This is a genomic window from Caulobacter sp. 05L422 (assembly GCF_056397765.1).
This window is the reverse complement of the sequence record NZ_JBFTOB010000016.1, coordinates 57,417-73,959: the sequence shown is the minus strand read 5'-3', so window position 1 is coordinate 73,959 and position 16,543 is coordinate 57,417. Positions and strand designations below refer to the sequence as shown.

At 69.3% G+C, this 16,543-nt stretch carries 19 protein-coding genes and 1 tRNA gene; 10 read left to right on the top strand and 10 right to left on the bottom strand.

Annotation, left to right across the window (positions count from 1 at the left end; translation table 11 throughout):
- From AC1DMQ_RS16210 to AC1DMQ_RS16200, 3 genes are all read right to left on the bottom strand, one after another.
- Positions 1-77, bottom strand: a tRNA-Arg gene (locus AC1DMQ_RS16210).
- Positions 78-147: 70 nt separating this feature from the next.
- A complete protein-coding gene (locus AC1DMQ_RS16205) occupies positions 148-1,464 on the bottom strand; it encodes an NCS2 family permease (RefSeq protein ID WP_477034580.1) in 1,317 nt (438 codons plus the stop codon).
- Between the two features lie 3 nt (positions 1,465-1,467).
- Positions 1,468-2,544 carry a purine nucleoside permease gene (locus AC1DMQ_RS16200; protein WP_477034579.1) on the bottom strand — a complete coding sequence of 359 codons (1,077 nt, stop codon included), beginning with the start codon at positions 2,542-2,544 and terminating at the stop codon, positions 1,468-1,470.
- A 219-nt stretch (positions 2,545-2,763) separates the two neighbouring features.
- On the opposite strand from AC1DMQ_RS16200, the gene AC1DMQ_RS16195 reads away from it, so the two are divergent.
- Positions 2,764-3,660, top strand: coding sequence for a 5'-methylthioadenosine/S-adenosylhomocysteine nucleosidase (locus tag AC1DMQ_RS16195; RefSeq protein WP_477034578.1), 897 nt, complete (start codon positions 2,764-2,766; stop codon positions 3,658-3,660).
- A 107-nt stretch (positions 3,661-3,767) separates the two neighbouring features.
- Here the strand turns inward: AC1DMQ_RS16195 and AC1DMQ_RS16190 are convergent, their stop codons facing one another.
- A complete protein-coding gene (locus AC1DMQ_RS16190) occupies positions 3,768-4,730 on the bottom strand; it encodes an ABC transporter ATP-binding protein (protein WP_477034577.1) in 963 nt (320 codons plus the stop codon).
- Positions 4,731-4,852: 122 nt separating this feature from the next.
- On the opposite strand from AC1DMQ_RS16190, the gene AC1DMQ_RS16185 reads away from it, so the two are divergent.
- The 3 genes from AC1DMQ_RS16185 to AC1DMQ_RS16175 all read left to right on the top strand — a co-directional run bounded on the left by AC1DMQ_RS16185 (position 4,853) and on the right by AC1DMQ_RS16175 (position 6,902).
- Positions 4,853-5,137, top strand: a complete 285-nt coding sequence (locus tag AC1DMQ_RS16185; RefSeq protein ID WP_477034576.1) for a zinc-finger domain-containing protein — start codon at positions 4,853-4,855, stop codon at positions 5,135-5,137.
- Between the two features lie 12 nt (positions 5,138-5,149).
- Positions 5,150-5,581 (top strand): acyl-CoA thioesterase, encoded by a 432-nt coding sequence (locus AC1DMQ_RS16180; protein ID WP_477034575.1) that lies wholly within the window; start codon positions 5,150-5,152, stop codon positions 5,579-5,581.
- Positions 5,582-5,651: 70 nt separating this feature from the next.
- Positions 5,652-6,902 carry a UbiH/UbiF/VisC/COQ6 family ubiquinone biosynthesis hydroxylase gene (locus AC1DMQ_RS16175; RefSeq protein WP_477034574.1) on the top strand — a complete coding sequence of 417 codons (1,251 nt, stop codon included), beginning with the start codon at positions 5,652-5,654 and terminating at the stop codon, positions 6,900-6,902.
- A gap of 6 nt (positions 6,903-6,908) precedes the next feature.
- Here the strand turns inward: AC1DMQ_RS16175 and AC1DMQ_RS16170 are convergent, their stop codons facing one another.
- From AC1DMQ_RS16170 to AC1DMQ_RS16155, 4 genes are read right to left on the bottom strand one after another with little or no spacing between them, the layout of a single operon-like run.
- Entirely contained in the window at positions 6,909-8,012 is a 1,104-nt protein-coding gene (locus AC1DMQ_RS16170) for an acyltransferase family protein (protein WP_477034573.1), read from the bottom strand.
- Between the two features lie 3 nt (positions 8,013-8,015).
- Positions 8,016-8,216 carry a Trm112 family protein gene (locus AC1DMQ_RS16165; RefSeq protein WP_477034572.1) on the bottom strand — a complete coding sequence of 67 codons (201 nt, stop codon included), beginning with the start codon at positions 8,214-8,216 and terminating at the stop codon, positions 8,016-8,018.
- A 45-nt stretch (positions 8,217-8,261) separates the two neighbouring features.
- Positions 8,262-8,924, bottom strand: a complete 663-nt coding sequence (locus tag AC1DMQ_RS16160) for an LON peptidase substrate-binding domain-containing protein (protein WP_477034571.1) — start codon at positions 8,922-8,924, stop codon at positions 8,262-8,264.
- A 20-nt stretch (positions 8,925-8,944) separates the two neighbouring features.
- Positions 8,945-9,859 (bottom strand): tetratricopeptide repeat protein, encoded by a 915-nt coding sequence (locus tag AC1DMQ_RS16155; RefSeq protein WP_477034570.1) that lies wholly within the window; start codon positions 9,857-9,859, stop codon positions 8,945-8,947.
- Between the two features lie 137 nt (positions 9,860-9,996).
- Here AC1DMQ_RS16155 and AC1DMQ_RS16150 point away from each other — a divergent pair, with 137 nt between their 5' ends.
- Positions 9,997-10,407: a hypothetical protein gene (locus tag AC1DMQ_RS16150; protein ID WP_477034569.1), complete on the top strand. Its 411-nt coding sequence runs from the start codon at positions 9,997-9,999 to the stop codon at positions 10,405-10,407.
- A gap of 2 nt (positions 10,408-10,409) precedes the next feature.
- Here AC1DMQ_RS16150 and AC1DMQ_RS16145 read toward each other — a convergent pair whose 3' ends face one another.
- Entirely contained in the window at positions 10,410-10,916 is a 507-nt protein-coding gene (locus tag AC1DMQ_RS16145) for a prolyl-tRNA synthetase associated domain-containing protein (protein WP_477034645.1), read from the bottom strand.
- Between the two features lie 84 nt (positions 10,917-11,000).
- Between AC1DMQ_RS16145 and AC1DMQ_RS16140 the strand changes: the two genes are divergently transcribed.
- Positions 11,001-11,744, top strand: a complete 744-nt coding sequence (locus tag AC1DMQ_RS16140) for a DUF6065 family protein (RefSeq protein WP_477034568.1) — start codon at positions 11,001-11,003, stop codon at positions 11,742-11,744.
- Positions 11,745-11,747: 3 nt separating this feature from the next.
- Complete coding sequence (locus AC1DMQ_RS16135) at positions 11,748-12,167, top strand: hypothetical protein (RefSeq protein WP_477034567.1); 420 nt, start codon at positions 11,748-11,750, stop codon at positions 12,165-12,167.
- Here the strand turns inward: AC1DMQ_RS16135 and AC1DMQ_RS16130 are convergent, their stop codons facing one another.
- Complete coding sequence (locus AC1DMQ_RS16130; protein WP_477034566.1) at positions 12,168-14,579, bottom strand: membrane-bound PQQ-dependent dehydrogenase, glucose/quinate/shikimate family; 2,412 nt, start codon at positions 14,577-14,579, stop codon at positions 12,168-12,170. It abuts the gene before it with no gap.
- Between the two features lie 186 nt (positions 14,580-14,765).
- On the opposite strand from AC1DMQ_RS16130, the gene AC1DMQ_RS16125 reads away from it, so the two are divergent.
- The 3 genes from AC1DMQ_RS16125 (at position 14,766) to AC1DMQ_RS16115 (ending at position 16,479) form a co-directional block, all read left to right on the top strand.
- The gene (locus AC1DMQ_RS16125; protein WP_477034565.1) at positions 14,766-15,320 is read left to right on the top strand and encodes a hypothetical protein; all 555 of its coding nucleotides are present in this window, start codon (positions 14,766-14,768) and stop codon (positions 15,318-15,320) included.
- Positions 15,321-15,322: 2 nt separating this feature from the next.
- Positions 15,323-15,628 carry a winged helix-turn-helix domain-containing protein gene (locus AC1DMQ_RS16120; RefSeq protein ID WP_477034564.1) on the top strand — a complete coding sequence of 102 codons (306 nt, stop codon included), beginning with the start codon at positions 15,323-15,325 and terminating at the stop codon, positions 15,626-15,628.
- 161 nt (positions 15,629-15,789) lie between these two features.
- Positions 15,790-16,479 carry an alternative oxidase gene (locus AC1DMQ_RS16115; RefSeq protein ID WP_477034563.1) on the top strand — a complete coding sequence of 230 codons (690 nt, stop codon included), beginning with the start codon at positions 15,790-15,792 and terminating at the stop codon, positions 16,477-16,479.
- The last annotated feature ends 64 nt before the right edge of the window (positions 16,480-16,543 follow it).

Here is a 16,543-nt window from a genome sequence, read left to right as displayed (position 1 = left end):
TGGCGCACCCGACACGATTCGAACGTGTGACCTTTGCCTTCGGAGGGCAACGCTCTATCCAGCTGAGCTACGGGTGCTTCCGCCTTGCGGAAGCGCGGTCTTAGCCGAAAGGCCGCGCTGGCGCAAACGGGTCTTTGTCGGTTCCGGTCACCCCTTGGCCAGATAGACGAAGCGGACCACGAACAGCGCCGCCAGGATCAGCAGCAGCCAGTCGCCCTTGCCGATCTTGCCGGTCAGCAGGCGCAGCACCGCATAGCTGGTGATGCCAAAGGCCAGGCCGTTGGCGATCGAGAAGGTCAGCGGAATGGTGATCAGGGTCAGGAAGGCCGGGATCGCCACGGTCGGGTCGGCCCAGTCGACGTCGACCAGCGAGCCGACCATCAGGGCGCCCACCAGGATCAGGGCCGGCGCCGTCGCGGCGGCCGGGATGGCCTGGACCAGGGGCGCGAAGAACAGGGTGACCAGGAACAGGATCCCGACCACCACGGCCGTCAGGCCGGTGCGCCCGCCGGCCGTCACGCCCGAGGCGCTCTCGATATAGCTGACCACCGTCGAAGTGCCGGCGGCCGCGCCGACCATGGTGGCGGCCGAGTCGGCCAGCAGGATGCGGTTGAGGCGCGGGATCGAGCCGTCGGGGGCCTGCAGGCCGGCCTTCTTGGTCACGGCCACCAGGGTGCCGACATTGTCGAACAGGTCGACGAACAGGAAGACGAAGATGATCTCCAGCAGGGCCAGGCCGAGGCCGCCCTGCAGGTTGAAGGCGCCCGGCACGTCCATCTTGAAGGCCGTGGCGGTCAGGTCGGCGAGGCTGGAGGTGGCCGGCGCGATCTTGGCCAGGCCCAGGGCCCAGCCGGCGGCGGTGGCCAGCAGGATGCCGATCAGGATCGCGCCCTTGACCCGCCAGGCCTGCAGCACGGCGATCAGGATCAGGCCCATGATCGCCACGGCGGCGGTCGGGGTGGTCAGGTCGCCCAGGGCCACGGTGGTGGCCGGATTGGCGACGATGATGCCGGCTTCCTTCAGGCCGATGAAGGCGATGAACAGCCCCACCCCGGCCGCGACGGCCGAGAACAAGGGCTTGGGGATGGCCGCGACGATCATCTGGCGCACGCCCACCAGGGTCAGGACCAGGAAGGCCACGCCCGACAGGAAGACGCAGCCCAGGGCCACTTCCCATGGCACGCCCATGCCCTTGACCACGGTATAGGTGAAATAGGCGTTCAGCCCCATGCCGGGCGCCAGGGCCAGGGGATAGTTGGCGATCAGCCCCATCAGGATCGAGCCGAAGCCGGCGGCCAGGCAGGTGGCGGCGGCCACGGCGGCCACCGGCATGCCGGCCTCGCCCAGGATCGCGGGATTGACCACGACGATATAGGCCATGGTCATGAAGGTGGTGACGCCGGCCAGCACCTCGGTGCGGACGTTGGTTCCATTGGCCTTCAGGCCGAAGAGGCGTTCGAGCATGGCTTAGCGGCTCCGGCCGGACTTGGAGGCAAGGGGGGCGGCGGTGGGGATTTCGGACGCGTAGCGGTCCCAGTGGGCGGTCAGTTCGCGCACCACGACGCCGCCGACCCGGAACGCCGAGTCGAAACTGGCCTTCAGGCTGTCCTCGTGGAACACGTGGGGCAGGCTGGTCCGCCCCTGCGGCGCGCGCGAATAGTTGCTGCCGGTGCGCAGGACCAGGACGCGTTTGCGGTCGATCTTTCCGGACGCGGCGTAGACGTCGAGCACGTCGAGGATTCCCTGGTCTTCGCAGTCGGTCATGGTGAAGGTTCCGGCCCCGTCGGTCCAGAGCTTGACCCAGTCCCGCGCCCACTGGGTGCGCTTGTGGCCGTGCCAGAAGCGCACCGTGCCCAGGGCGTCGCCCTGCAGCACGAACGGCGGCCGCTGGCCTTCCGGGTCGCCCACATAGGGCGCGCGCACCGCCTGCAGAGCCGGAGAGTCGGGCAGCTTGACGTCGCGGGTCAGGGCGTAGGCCCAGTCGACCAGGCCCCGGTCCAGGGTCCAGACCATGGCGCTGGAGCCCTCGGCCTTGCCCTTCACGTTGGGGCGCTCGGCGTCGTTCGAATAGAGGCCGTAGGGCCAGCCGTCCGGGATCTCGCGATCGTCGACCTCGTAGATCGGATCGGCGTCGACCACGTACCGGGCCCAGGCGGCGCTGCCGACCGAGGCGACGGCGGGATCGACGCCGGCGATGCCGCTGACGATCCAGTAAGCTTTGYTGAGGTCGAACTGGTCCGACAGGATCAGGGCCGCGACGCTCTCGCGCGTGCGGCCGCGCATGTCGCTGACGATGGCCAGCACCCCGTCGTCGGAATAGCGGGCCACGTGGCGGACGCCGGGAATGCGGATCTCGTGCTTCAGCGGCCAGCCTTCGACCCAGGGCTGGAACTCGCCGGCGAAGTCGCCGGTGTCGGCCCCGATCTCGAAGGTGGTGACGACCACCACCTTGATCGGCAGGCGGCCTGCCGCCTGGGCCGAGGCCAGGCCAAGGCCGAGCGCCAAGCTCAGCGCCAGGACGATCCGAAACCACAAAGCGCGCATGCCAGGCCCCACCAGAAATCCGGCGGTGAACCTCCACCGATGCGGCCCGCGACGCAATCGGGGATCGCCACGAGCACCGATGCGGGTTCGCGGTGCGCCCGCACGAGGCGGCGGCGCCCGATCCTTGGCTTTCGCACGGCGAAGGCGGCTCGAAGCCTCGCCTCCGGGCTGGGACCGCGGCTAGGGTGCCTGCGAATCGCCCCTGTTCGAAAGCCGCCCATGCGCCTCCTTCTATCTCTGCTGATCCTGGCCTGCGCCCCGCTCCCCGCCCTGGCCGCCGACCTGCTGGACGCCAAGCCGCGCACGGCGGTGATCAGCGCGTTTCCGCCGGAGATGGCGGCGCTGGAGGCGGCGACCTCCGACAAGCACGCCTACACGGCCGCCGGCACGCGGTTCGTCACCGGCACGCTGGAGGGCAAGCCGGTGGTGCTGTTCCTCAGCGGCATCAGCATGGTCAACGCCGCCATGACCACCCAGAGCGCCCTGGACCGCTTCAAGATCGAACGGATCGTGTTCTCCGGCGTGGCCGGCGGGGCCGATCCGGCGCTGGAGGTCGGCGACGTGGTCGCGCCCGAGCGCTGGGTGCAGTCGTCCGAGATGGCCTATGCCCGCGAGATTCCCGGCGGCTTCGCTCCGACGCCGGGCCTGACCGACGGCCGCGCGAACTTCGGCATGATGCATCCGCGCGCCGTGACGGTGACCCGCGATCCCGCCAAGCCGGAAGATTTGAAGGAATTCCCAGTCGACCCGGCCCTGCTGGACCTGGCCCGCCGCAGCGTCGAGGGGCTGACCCTGAAGCGCTGCGCCGCCGACCAGTGCCTGACCAAGCCGCCCAAGGTGGTGGTCGGCGGGGTGGGCGGCTCGGGTCCGGTGTTCGTCGACAACGCCGCCTTCCGGCAATACGCCCACGACGTGTTCGGGGCCCGGGTGCTGGACATGGAAAGCGCCGCGGTCGCCCAGGTGGCCTATGTGAACAACACGCCGTTCATCGCCTTCCGCAGCCTCTCGGACCTGGCCGGCGGCGACCCGGCGGGCAACCAGTTCCCGGTGTTCCTGAAGTTCGCGGCGGAGAACTCGGCGACGGTGGTGCGGGCTTTTGTCAAAGCCCTGCCCTAAGCCCCCTCAGTCGCTCCGCGACAGTTCCCCAGAGGGGGAGCATTTGGTCGTGCTAGATCCTCCCCCTCTGGGGGAGGTGGCCCGGAGGGCCGGAGGGGGTCCGCTCCCTAGGTCTTCAAAGGATCCTTCGCATTGGGATCCCCATAGGTCAGCGACACGAACACGTCCTCCAGGTCCGGGTCCTCGGTGGCGATGTCCTTGATCTTCAGGCCCTCGGCGCGAACCGCCGCCAGCACCTGCTCCACGCTGGACTGGCCGGTGCGGTACGAGACCGAGAACGCTCCGGCCCCACGCAGCTTGGTCTCGAAGCCCGGCAGCAGCGGCGCGGCGGTCACCGGCTCTTCCGGCGTGACCACCACGTTGCGGATGTCCATGCGGCTCAGCAGCTTGGCCGTCGGCTCGTTCACGACCACCTCGCCGCGATTGACGATGGCGATCTGGTCGCACAGTTCCTGGGCCTCTTCCAGGTAGTGGGTGGTCAGGACGATGGTCACGCCCAGCTGGTTCAGGCCGGTGACATAGCTCCACAGCTGGCGGCGCAGCTCGACGTCGACCCCGGCGGTCGGCTCGTCGAGGATCAGCACCGGCGGCTGGTGGACCATGGCTTTCGCCACCATCAGGCGGCGCTTCATGCCGCCCGACAGCTGGCGGACATAGGCGTCGGCCTTGTCGCCCAGGCCCAGGGCGTTGAGCAGCTCGGCGGTCCGGCGCTCGTTCTTGGGCACGCCGTAGAAGCCGGCCTGCACCTCCAGCGACTCGCGCGGGGTGAAGAAGACGTCTGCGGCCAGCTCCTGCGGCACCACGCCGATGGCGGCGCGGGCGTCACGCGGCCGCTCGTCGATGTCGCGGCCCCAGATCCGCACCGTGCCGCTCGACTTGCGGGTCAGGCCGGCCAGGATGTTGATGAAGGTCGACTTGCCCGCCCCGTTCGGCCCCAGGAGCCCGAAGATCGAGCCGCGCGGCACCTTCAGGTCGATGCCGTTGAGCGCCCGCTTCTCGGGCGCGGTCTTGCTGGCGGGATAGGTCTTGAACAGGCCTTCGGCTTCGATCGCGTACGCGGGCAGGTCCATGGAGCGTCCAGATGCGGAAAAGGAACACGCCGCGCGAATTGACGGCGCCGCGACAGGTCGCATAGGTATGCCTGCATCGCCGCCACGCCAAGGCCGCGTCTGGATTTCAAGGGTTTTCGAACATGGCGCACAAGGCCAAGACCACCGCTCCCACCGCGATGGAGCCGACTGTCCTGGACGTCGGCGCCGGTCCCGCGCCCGAAACGATCATGGTCCGCTCGCACCGCATCGCCTGCGACGGCGTCGGCGGCGCCCTGGGCCACCCGCGCGTCTGGCTGGAGATGGGCGCGGCCGGCTTCGTCGACTGCTCCTATTGCGACCGCCGCTTCGTGGCCTCGACCGCCGCCGGCCACGACGAAGACGAGCAGTTGGCCCCGGGGGTCTACGAAGGCTCCGGCGGCCACTAAGCCGGTCCCGTCATGACCGAGACGATTCCCACGGCCCAGCGCGCCGAATCCCTGGCCAAGGCCTGGGAGGCCGCCGAGTGGCCGCACGAGGCCCCGGTGCTGCGGGCCATCGCCATGCCGTCCGACACCAATCCCGAAGGCGACATCTTCGGCGGCTGGCTGCTGTCGCAGATGGACCTGGCGGCGGCCTCGATCGCCTTCCACCGCGCCGCCGGCCGCTGCGCCACCATCGCCATCGACGGCATGACCTTCATCAGCCCGGTGTTCGTCGGCGACGAGGTCAGCCTGTTCGCCAAGGTCGTCCACGTGGGCCGCACCTCGCTGAAGGTCGAGGTAGAGGCCTGGCGCCGCCGCCGCGACGGCGAGCAGGCCCACAAGGTGACCCAGGGCGTGTTCACCTTCGTGGCCATCGACGAGCACCGGAAGCCGCGACCGCTGCCGTAGCTCGCTCCTCCCCCTGTGGGGGAGGACCTAGTCTCTAGACACCGCCCCCTCCCCAGCGCCATATCCGCCCATGCGCGACCACGACGCCGACGTCATCATCGCCGGAGCCGGCATGGCCGGAACCACCCTGGCGCTCGCCCTGGCCTCGGCCGGGGTCAAGGCCCTGCTGGTCGATCCCCAGCCGTTCGACGCCCAGCTGGCCGAAAGCTTCGACGGGCGCTCGTCGGCCATCGCCTATTCGTCGTTCCGCCAGTGGCGGGCGATCGGGGCCGGCGAGGCGCTCAGCCCCCACGCCCAGCGGATCGAGCAGATCCTGGTCACCGACGGCAAGGCGCCCGGTCCGGCCTCGGGCGGGCCCTCGCCGTTCTTCCTGCGGTTCGATTCCAGCGAAATCGCCGACCGCTCCGAAGGCGAGCCCCTGGGCTACCTGATCGAGAACCGCCAGATCCGCGCCGCCCTGGCCAAGACCGTGATCGACAAGGGCATCACCGTGCTGGCCCCGGCCGCCGCCAAGGCCCTGGAGGTCACCCCGGCCGGCGCGACCCTGACGCTCACGGACGGCCGCACCCTGTCGGCCCCGCTGGTGGTCAGCGCCGAGGGCCGCAACGGCGTGCTGCGCAAGGCCGCCGGCATCGGCGACATCGGCTGGAGCTATGGCCAGAGCGGGGTGGTGGCCACCGTCCGCATGGAGCATCCGCACCACGGCGTGGCCCACGAATACTTCCTGCCCAGCGGCCCGTTCGCCATTCTTCCGTTGACGGACAATCGCGCCAGCCTGGTCTGGACCGAGAGCACCGACCGGGCCGAGGCCCTGCGGCATGCGTCGCCGGAAGCGTTCCACGCCCACCTGATGCGGCGGTTCGGCGAGTTCCTGGGCGCGGTCGAGATGGCTGGCCCGACCTTCGTCTATCCGCTGTCGCTGTCGCTGGCCGAGCGGCTGGTCGCCCCGCGCCTGGCCCTGATCGGCGACGCCGCCCACGGCGTGCACCCGATCGCCGGCCAGGGCCTGAACCTGGGCCTGAAGGACGCCGCGGCCCTGGCCGAGGTGGTGGCCGAGGCCCTGCGCAACGGCGAGGACATCGGGGCCGAGGCGACGCTGGAGCGCTACGCCCGCTGGCGGCGGTTCGACAACGTGTCCAACGCCCTGGCCTTCGACGGCTTCGTGCGCCTGTTCTCCAACGACAATCCGCTGCTGCGCCTGGCGCGCGGCGTGGGCATGGCGGCGGTCAACCGCATCGCCCCGGCCCGGCGGTTCTTCATGCACGAGGCCGGCGGCGGGGTCGGCGACCTGCCCAAGCTGCTGCGGGGCGTGGCGCTCTAGCGCGCCCTAGACCTTCACCACCCAGCCGCGCTTGCGCATGTAGGCCAGCACCATCCAGATCAAGCCGACGAAGATCGCCACCGGGATCAGGGCCGCGGTCTTGGCGCCGATCAGCGGCGTGGCCCAGGCGTAGGGGATCTTCAGGATGTGGGCCGCCAGCATGATCGAAGCCAGCATGTGCAGGCTGTAGGCGAAGATGGCGTTGATCCCGAAATCGGTCAGGAAGCCGGTTCCGGGAAGCTTCCGGCCCTTGATGTCCAGCACCTGGTGCAGGCCGGCCAGCAGGACCAGGGCGATCCCGGTCGACAGCAGCACGAAGCTCGAGGTCCAGAGCTCCTTGGAGGTCGGGAACACCAGGCCCCAGGCCAGGCCGCCGACGATCATGACCGCGCCCACGATCAACAGGCCCAGGGATCCCCGCCGGGCCAGCAGCCACTCGCCCGCCGCGACGCCGAGCAACGCCTGGGCGATGGCCGGCAGGGTCGAGAGCAGGCCTTCGGGGTCGTAGCCCAGCGGTCCCTTCACATAGGTGTGGGCGCCCAGCACCAGGCGGTCGAACCAGCCGACGAAATTGGCCCCGGGCTTGAGCAGGTCGACGGCGCCGTCCGGGAACGGCAGGAGGGTCAGGGGCCAGTAGAGCAGCAGGATCGCCGCCGCCAGGACCAGCCGGGCGCGCGGGCCCAGCGTCTTGTAGAGGACGGCGGCGGCCAGGAAGGACAGGGCCAGGCGCTGCAGCACCCCCATCGGCCGGAACAGCACGCTCTCGGGCGTGGCCATCCAGTAGATGTTGCTGAGGATCAGGCCGAGCAGGAACAAGCGTCCGGACCGGACCAGCAGCCGGCGCAGCGTCGCGCCGTCCAGACCATCGCCGCCCTGCCCCAGGGCCAGAGGGGTCGAGACGCCGGTCATGAACACGAAGGCGGGGAACACCGAGTCGGCGATCGTGAAGCCTCGCCAGGCGGCGTGCTCCAGAGGGGCGAAGATCGCGTAGCCGCTGACGTAGTAGAGGTAGGAGGCGCTGTTGACGACGATCATGCCGACGATCGTCAGTCCACGAAGCACGTCCAGCGAAGCCAGTCGCTGTCGCTCGACCCTGCCCCCCTGCGCCACGCCCTAGTCTTCCAGGCTGCGGGCTTCCTCGGGCAGCATGATCGGCACGCCGTCGCGGATCGGATAGGCCAGCTTGGCGGCGTTGCTGATCAGCTCGCCCCGGGCGCGGTCGTAGAACAGCGGCGCGCGGGTGACGGGACAGACCAGCACCTCCAGCAGGCGCGGGTCGAGATCGGCGGGCGGCGGAGGCGGTTGGGCGGTCATGGCTGCGTTTCTATGCGGTTTCGACGGGGTTGAGAACCACCGCCGCTACTGGATCATCGTCGGGTCTTCGTCGTCGCCAGCCGCATCGATCTCGAGCAGCGCCACCAGGGTCTCGCGGCGTTCCACCAGGGTCGGGGCCTCGAGCAGGGCCTGCTTCTCGACCGGTTCGAACGGCAGGGCCATGGCCAGGCTGTTGATCAGGGCGTCGGACGGCGCGGCCTCGGCGCTGCTCCAGTCGATCGCCAGGCCGCGATGGTCCAGATAGCGGCGCAGGGCGTCCAGCAGCGGCGAGGCGTCGCCGGCGCTGGCCGTGTGGGGGACAGCCTCGCGCAAGTCGTCCTCGAACGTCGTGAAATCGGCGCGCACCTGGCGATAGGGCGAACGGGCCGGCAGCTCCTCGCCGACCCGGAACCGGCAGACCCCGGTCAGGGTGACCAGATAGCGGCCGTCGCTGGTCTCGGCGAAGCTGGTCACCCGACCCGCGCAGCCGACGGGGGCCAGGTTCGGCCGCTCGATATCGCCGCCCGGACGGGTCTGGACCATGCCGATGATCCGCTCGCCCGACATGGCGTCGTCGAACATGTTGAGGTAGCGCGGCTCGAAGATGTTCAGCGGCAGCTGGCCGCCGGGCAGCAGCAGGGCGCCGTCCAGCGGGAACACCGGGATCACCAGCGGCAGGTCGTCCGCCCTTCGATAGGATCCCGGCATGCGACGCTCCTCTTTGAAGCCTAACTGAACAGGATCGATGACAGCCGCTTGCGGCCGGCCTTGGCCACCTCGGATGCATAGCCGGCGGCCTCGAACACGGTCAGCAGCTGCTTGCGGGCCGCCTCGTCGTTCCAGACACGGTCGCGTTCGATGATGGTCAGAAGATGGTCCGAAGCGGCCTGAAGATGGCCGGCGCCGGCCAGGGCCTTGGCCAGCTCGAAGCGGGCCTCGTGGTCGTCGGCGTCGGCGGCCAGGCGCTTTTCGAACGGCGCGGTCTCGGACGGGGCGTCCTCGGCCAGGGCCAGGGCGGCGCGGACGCTGTCCAGGTCCGGGTCCTTGGCCCCGGCCGGGGCGGTGGCCGCGACCTCGGCCGCGCCCTCCAGGTCGCCGCCGGTCAGGTAGCATTTGGCCAGGCCGCCGATGGCCTTGACGTTGGCCGGATCCATCTGAAGCACCTGGGCGAAGGCCTGGGCCGCGCCGCCGAGGTCGCCCAGGTCCAGCGACTCCCTGGCCATGGCCAGCAGGGCGTCGACGTCGCTCTCGGGCGGCGGGCCGGCCAGGCGGTCGATGAACGACTTGATCTGGCTCTCGGGCACGGCGCCCTGGAAGCCGTCGACCGGCTGGCCGTTGACGAAGGCGTAGACGGTCGGGATCGACTGCACGCGCAGCTGGCCCGAATAGCCAGGGTTCTTGTCGACGTCGATCTTGACCAGCTTGACCGCGCCGCCGGCGGCGTTGACCGCCTTTTCCAGGGCCGGGGTCAGCTGGCGGCACGGGCCGCACCAGGTGGCCCAGAAGTCGACGATCACCGGCTGGGTCTTGGAGGCCTCGATCACGTCGGCCATGAAGCTGGCGTCGGTCCCGTCCTTGATATGCGCGCTCTTGGCCGCGCCACCGGCTTGGATGGGAGGGGGAGTGTCGCCAATCAGGGCCATCGGGTCTCTCGTACTGGATAGGGAACGCCTAGGCCGCCAAGATGGTCCTTAGAGTGTCCCCACGCAATCGTCGGCGGGGCGAGTCTTGAGCGGCGCGGCGCCCGATGATGATGTTCGGGTTCTTGGGGGAATTAAAGATGAGACGCTTGCTGACGGCCGCCGCCGGAGTCGCCTTGGTCATCGCCGGCGGCGCGCCACGCGCCGAAACGCCCAGGGACCGCCCGGGCTTCTGCAAGGCGCTGGACCAGTTCGCCTCGGCCCCGCCGGGCGATCGCTCGGCGCTGTTCTTCTGGTCCTCCTCGAGCGACGACACGTTCGACATCTACGCGTCCATGGCGGCCCAGCCGATGGATGCGGCCGCGCACGAGCTCTACGCCGCCTACGCTCAGACGACCCACTACATCCCCTTGGCCGACCTCAAGGCCCGCCTGGACCGGTGCTCGACCGCCAGGCATGGCCGGGTGCGCGTCGAAGCGTCGGAGGCGGCCTGCGCCGGCCATGCATCCGACCAGCCGTGCCTGAGCATTCGCAGGGTCGCGCCGCGCTGATCCTAGGCGACCACGGTCATGGCGGCGAAATCGACGATCATCGGCTCGATCCCCAGCGCCGCCAGGAACCGCCGCAGGCCGTCCTGCGAGACGGCCGTGGTGGCGTCGTTGGCCAGCGGGTGGAAGTTGACCGGATCGGCCTGGGCCAGGGCGGCGTCCAGCACGAAGCGCACGCGGCGATCGGTGTCGTTGATCAGGCCGAAGGCGGTGACCGAGCCCGGCGTCACGCCCAGGGTCTCGACCATCAGCTCGGGATTGCCGAACGACAGCCGGCCCGAGCCGATCACCGTGTGCAGGCGCTTCAGATCGATCGCCGTCTCGCCCAGGGCCGAGATCAGCCACAGCTGGCCCCTGGCGTCCTTGAGGAACAGGTTCTTGGTGTGGCCGCCGGGCAGGGCCGCCTTGATCTCCAGTCCCTCCTCCACCCGGAACACCGGCGGATGGTCGAGCGTGGAATGGGCGACGCCGTGGGCGTCGAGGAAGGCGAACAGGTCGGCGCGGCTCTTCATCTTGGTCTTCATGGGGGGACTTCCTAGCCGAGCCGTGGCCCGCTAGACCAGACTCCAAGACCAGCTAGGGAAGAAAGAGCCGGCATGGAACTGGAGTGCTACCCCACCGAGAACCGGCCGCCCGAAATCGTGCCCGGACGGCCCCAGCGGGCGTGGATGGACCACTTCGCCGACCGCCATCCCTATCGCTGCCTGCCCCTGACCATGGCCAACACCACCGGCTGGGAGATCCTGTGCCCGGTCGGCTTCTCCGCCACCTGGGACGGCGGGGCGCACCAGAACTGCATCACCTTCAAGGCCGACCACCCGCATCCGGGCTTCGACGACTTCGTGAAGTCGCACTTCTCGCGCGGGACCATCACCTTCCACACCGGCTACCTGTTCCGCACCCCGCCGGGCTGGTCGATCTGGACCATGGGTCCGCCGAACCACATCAAGGACGGCGTCCAGCCGCTGGCTGGTCTGGTCGAGACCGACTGGCTGCCCTTTCCCTTCACGATGAACTGGATCTTCACCCGCCCGGGCACGATCCGCTTCGAGAAGGGCGAGCCGTTCTGCTTCTTCATGATGATCCAGGACAAGCCGCTGGAGCAGGTGCAGCCGGTGATCCGGTCGATGAACGCCAATCCGGACCTGCGCGGCCAGTACGACGCCTGGGCCGCCAAGCGCGGCGAGTTCAACGCCCGCATCTTCAAGCGCGAGCCCGAGGCGATGAAGGAGGCGTGGCAGCGCTTCTACTTCAAGGGCGAATACCCCGAGGAAGTCGAGGCCCCGGCCCCGGCGGCCCACGTCAACAAGCGACGGCTCAAGGCGCCGAAGGTCGGGTAGCCGATGAAGACGCGACTTAATCCAACGCCGCTGTCGATCAAAATTCTAGTGGTGGTCTGGTCGCTGATCGGTCTGCTTCAACTCGCGACAAACAGCAGAATCCCGGCATCGGGAATTACTCCATCGTGGCTCATAACGCTCACGGCCGCTGTGGGCTTTGTGTCCTACCATGCGATCGCTTTGTGGCGGCTCAGCCGATGGCCAATTGTCCTGCAGTCGATAAGCTTCGGCTTGGTCTTACAGAACCGACATCAGGCGGGCTTTGACTGGCGAGCGCATTATCCGTTGCTGGGCATATTCGTCTTCGTGATCCCGACGGCCCTCTACTTCGCTCTCGTCCTGCCCCACTGGCGCAAGATGAACTGGGCCCTGTTCGGGCGGCCGTATCGACCGCCCGAGGACCAGGCCGAAGCCTTCGCCTAGCTACTTCAGCGCATAGGCAATCACTTGGTCGCCGATCGGGGTCTCCATGAAGTGGTGGCCGCCGGTCATGATGACCACGTACTGCTTGCCGCCGACGTCGTAGGTCATCGGCGTGGCCTGGCCGCCGGCCGGCAGGACGTCCTGCCAGACGGTCTTGCCAGTCTTCAGGTCGATGGCCCGGATCAGGTTGTCGGTGGCGGCCGCGACGAACACCAGCCCGCCCGCCGTGACCACCGCCCCGCCGTTGTTGGGCGTGCCGATGTCCAGCGGCAGGTGCGAGGGGATGCCGAACGGGCCGTTGGTGCGGGCCGTGCCCAGCGGGCGGTCCCAGATCGTCTTGCCGGTGCGCAGGTCGATGGCCCGGATGCCCCCATACGGCGGCTCCTTGCACAGCAACCCGGTCAGCGGCAGACGCCAGCCGGCGTTGACGTCGATGGCGTAGGGCGTGCCGACCTGCGGATCGCCGGCCCCCTCCGCGCCCTTCTTCATCGAGCCGCCGCGGGCGTCGCCGCGCGGGGTCCAGCCCTTGGCGTCGGCCACCGCGCGCGGCACCAGGCGGTTGTAGTTGGGCATGTCGTTGTAGTTGGCGACGATCACGCCGCGGCTGGAATCGACGGCCACGCCGCCCCAGTCCGAGCCGCCGTTGTAACCCGGGTACTCGATGTAGCGACGGTCGGCGACCGGCGGGGTGAAGAAGCCGTCGTACTTGGCCCGCTTGAACTGGATGCGGCAGATCATCTGGTCGATCGGCGACATGCCCCACATCTGCTTCTCGGTCAGGTCGGGCTTGCGCAGGGTGTGGTAGAGCGAGATCGGCTGGGTCGCCGCCCGCTGCTCGGGCTCGAGCCCGCCCTGCGGCACGGCCTGGTCCTTCACCCCGGTCAGCGGCCGGCCGGTGCGGCGGTCCAGCACGAAGATGTCGCCGCGCTTGCTGGGCAGGACCACGGCCGGGACGGGTCCGCCGGCGGTCGGGAAATCGACCAGGGTCCCTTGCGAGCCCAGGTCGTAGTCCCAGACGTCGTTACGCACGGTCTGGAAGCTCCAGCGCGGCTTGCCGGTGGTCACGTCCAGGGCGACCAACGAGGTCGAGTACTGCTTCTCCAGAGCCGAGCGGCTGGAGCTCCAGTAGTCGGCGGCAGAGACGCCCAGCGGCAGATAGACCAGGCCCAGGGCCTCGTCGCCGGTGGCCGTGGTCCACATGTTGGGCGTGCCCTTGGTGTAGGTCTGGCCCTCGGGCGGCAGGGTGGCGATGTCGGGACGGGTCATGTCCCAGGCCCAGCGCAGGGCGCCGGTGATCGCGTCATAGCCCTGGATCGTCCCGGACGGCGCGTCGCGACGCTGGCCGTCCAGCACCTGGTGGCCGGTGACGATCACCCCGCGCACGATGGTCGGGGCCGAGGTGATCGACAGCATGCCGGCGGCCGAGGGGCCCATGCCGACGGCGGTCGAGACCTGGCCGTTGGTCCCGAAATCGGCGCAAGGGACGCCGGTCCGGGCGTCGACGGCGATCAGCCGAGCGTCCAGCGTGCCCTCGATGATCCGGGTCGCGCAGGCCTTGGCCGGATCGGCCCCGGGCGCGGCGTAGTAGGAAACGCCCCGGCAGGCGGCGGTGTAGGGGATGGCCTCGTCCGGGACCTTGGGGTCGTAGCGCCAGCGGGTCTGGCCGGTGGCCGCGTCGATGGCGATCATGATGTTCTTGGGCGTGCAGACATAGAGGCTGTTTCCCACCTTCAGCGGGGTGTTCTCGGCGCCGTACTTTCCCTCGGCGGCGGCGCTGGGCATGTCGCCGGTGCGGATCATCCAGACCCGCGTCAGGTTCCTGGCGTTGCCGGCGTTCAGCTGGGTCAGGGGCGAATAGCGCTGGCCGGCATAAGTGCCGCCATAGGCGGGCCAGTCGGCGCCGACCCGCATCAGCGAAGGGTCGTTGTCGGTCATGGCCGCGACGGCGGGCAGCGGCCCGTCGACCTTGGCCTTGTTGGCCCCGGCCACCACCACGCCGCCGACGATCAGGAACACCGCCAGCGCCGCGAAGCCGACCAGCGACTTGCGGCGGCCGGGCGGGCCGGGGTCGACCGCCGGCAGGGCGGCCAGCACCAGGACCAGAAGCACCGTCGGGGCGATCACGCGCGGGACCAGCGCCCAGCCGTTCAGCCCGACCTCCCACAGCGCCCACAGCACGGTCAGCACGAAGACGGCGATGTAGATCCAGGCTCCCAGGGCCCGGCGCTGGATCAGCAGGACGCCCGAGACCAGCAGGCCAAGGCCCGCGAGCACGTAGTAAGCCGAGCCGCCCAGCACGGCGAGCCAGGCGCCGCCGATCGTCAGGGTCAGTCCGATCAGCGCCAGGACGACGCCCAGCAGCACGACGGCCCACCCGCCCGCGCCCTTCCGAGAAGATGCCAGGGACGCCATCGCCATGCTCCGAACTGAACGGTCGTACGCGGACTGAACATGTTCGGCGAGCGATCAGTTCCTCTCTCCGTAGGCCGGAGGCGTCGAAATGACGATGACGCGCAGAATACTCTGCTTGACAGAGCATATCAACCTGTCACTCTGTATTACAGAGCGCTCTGGGCGCTCATTTCAAGGAGAGGTGCGATGGGCATTTCCAAGAGCGAGGCGGCGTCCGCGCTGACCGACATCGAGAGCGCCGCTCGCCGCAGCGGGCTGCTGAAAGGCTACCATGTGGCGGGGCCGATCCTGATGTCCTGGGGCGTGATCTGGGCCCTGGGCTATTCGGCGATGGGCTTCCTGCCCCCCGAACAATGGGGCGTGATGTGGCTGGTGCTGGACCTGATCGGCGCCGCGGCCTCGATCCTGCTGGGCCGCGGCGCAAAGGGCGCGGCCAAGGTCGGACAGGGCTGGAAGGTCGTCGCCGGAATGGGGGCCATACTGATCTTCTTCGCCGCCACCTTCACGCTGTTTCGGCCCGCCTCCATCGATGCCGCGATCGCCTTTCCGGGCGTGGTGATCGGCCTGGTCTATTCAGGGATCGGCATCGCCTACGCGCCCCGCTACCTGTGGATCGGCGCGGCTATGTTCGCCGCCAGCATGGTCGGCTATTTCTTCTTCCAGCCCTGGCTCGCGTACTGGATGGCGGCGGTCGGCGGCGGCGGGCTGTTCGTGGCCGGTCTGTGGCTGCGGAGGGCGTGAGGATGGCGGAGCTGGACGAGCTGATCCATCAGCCCCTGCGGCTGAAGATCATGGCCGCGCTCCACGCCGAGCGCGACGCCGATCCGGTGGAGTTCTCTCGGCTCAAGGCCGTCACCCAGGCGACCGACGGCAATCTGGGCAGCCACCTGAACACCCTGGAAAAGGCCGGCTATGTCGAGATCGCCAAGGACTTCGTCGGCAAGCGGCCGCGCACCCGCGTGGCCCTGACCCAAGCCGGCCGCAAGGCCTTCCGCCGCCACGTCGACTATCTGCGGGCGGTGGTGGAAGGGGTGGACGGCGGCGACTGAGGCGCCGCCGTCCCTTCCAGGGGACCTACGCAAACCCCCTTAGCGCAGAGCCCCTTAGGGGCGGGCCCCGAATATCTCCTTGCTCACGACAGGGCTATTGAAACGGTCAGTCGAACCCGTTCCCGCACCGCGCGGACCTCGGGGACATCAGGACAAAGACGATGACCCACCAGCCCGTCGACCTCACGGTTCACCACCAGCCCAAGGGCGTCTCCGACGCTGTCGCCCATGGCTTCGTCAAGGCGCTGCGGTTCTGCGCCGACACCTTCTTCGCCAAGCGCTACGGCCATCGCGCGGTGGTGCTGGAAACCGTCGCCGCCGTGCCCGGCATGGTCGGCGCCACCCTGACCCACCTGAAGTGCCTGCGCCGGATGGAAAGCGACAAGGGCTGGATCAAGACCCTGATGGACGAGGCCGAGAACGAGCGCATGCACCTGATGACCTTCATCGAGGTCGCCAAGCCCACGCTGTTCGAACGCTTCGTGGTCGTCGCCGCCCAGTGGGTGTTCTACCTGTTCTTCTTCGGCCTCTACCTCGTCTCCTCCAAGACCGCCCACCGCGTGGTCGGCTATTTCGAGGAGGAGGCGGTGATCAGCTATACCCACTACCTGGCCGAGATCGACGAGGGCCGGTCCCCGAACGTGCCGGCGCCTCAGATCGCGCTGGACTACTGGAGCCTGCCCGCCGGCGCCACGCTGCGTGACGTGGTCGAGGTGGTCCGCGCCGACGAGGCCCACCACCGCGACGTCAATCACGGCTTCGCCAACGAACTGCGCGGCCTGCCGCAAGGCGCGATCGCCCCTTGCCCGCCGCATGTGGTGCTGGAGCCGAACTGGAAGACGGCGGCCTGACGCCGTCGCCCCGCTCAGGCTCCGCACGCGCCCCGAGGTTCCCCCTCGGGGCGTTGTCGTTTGG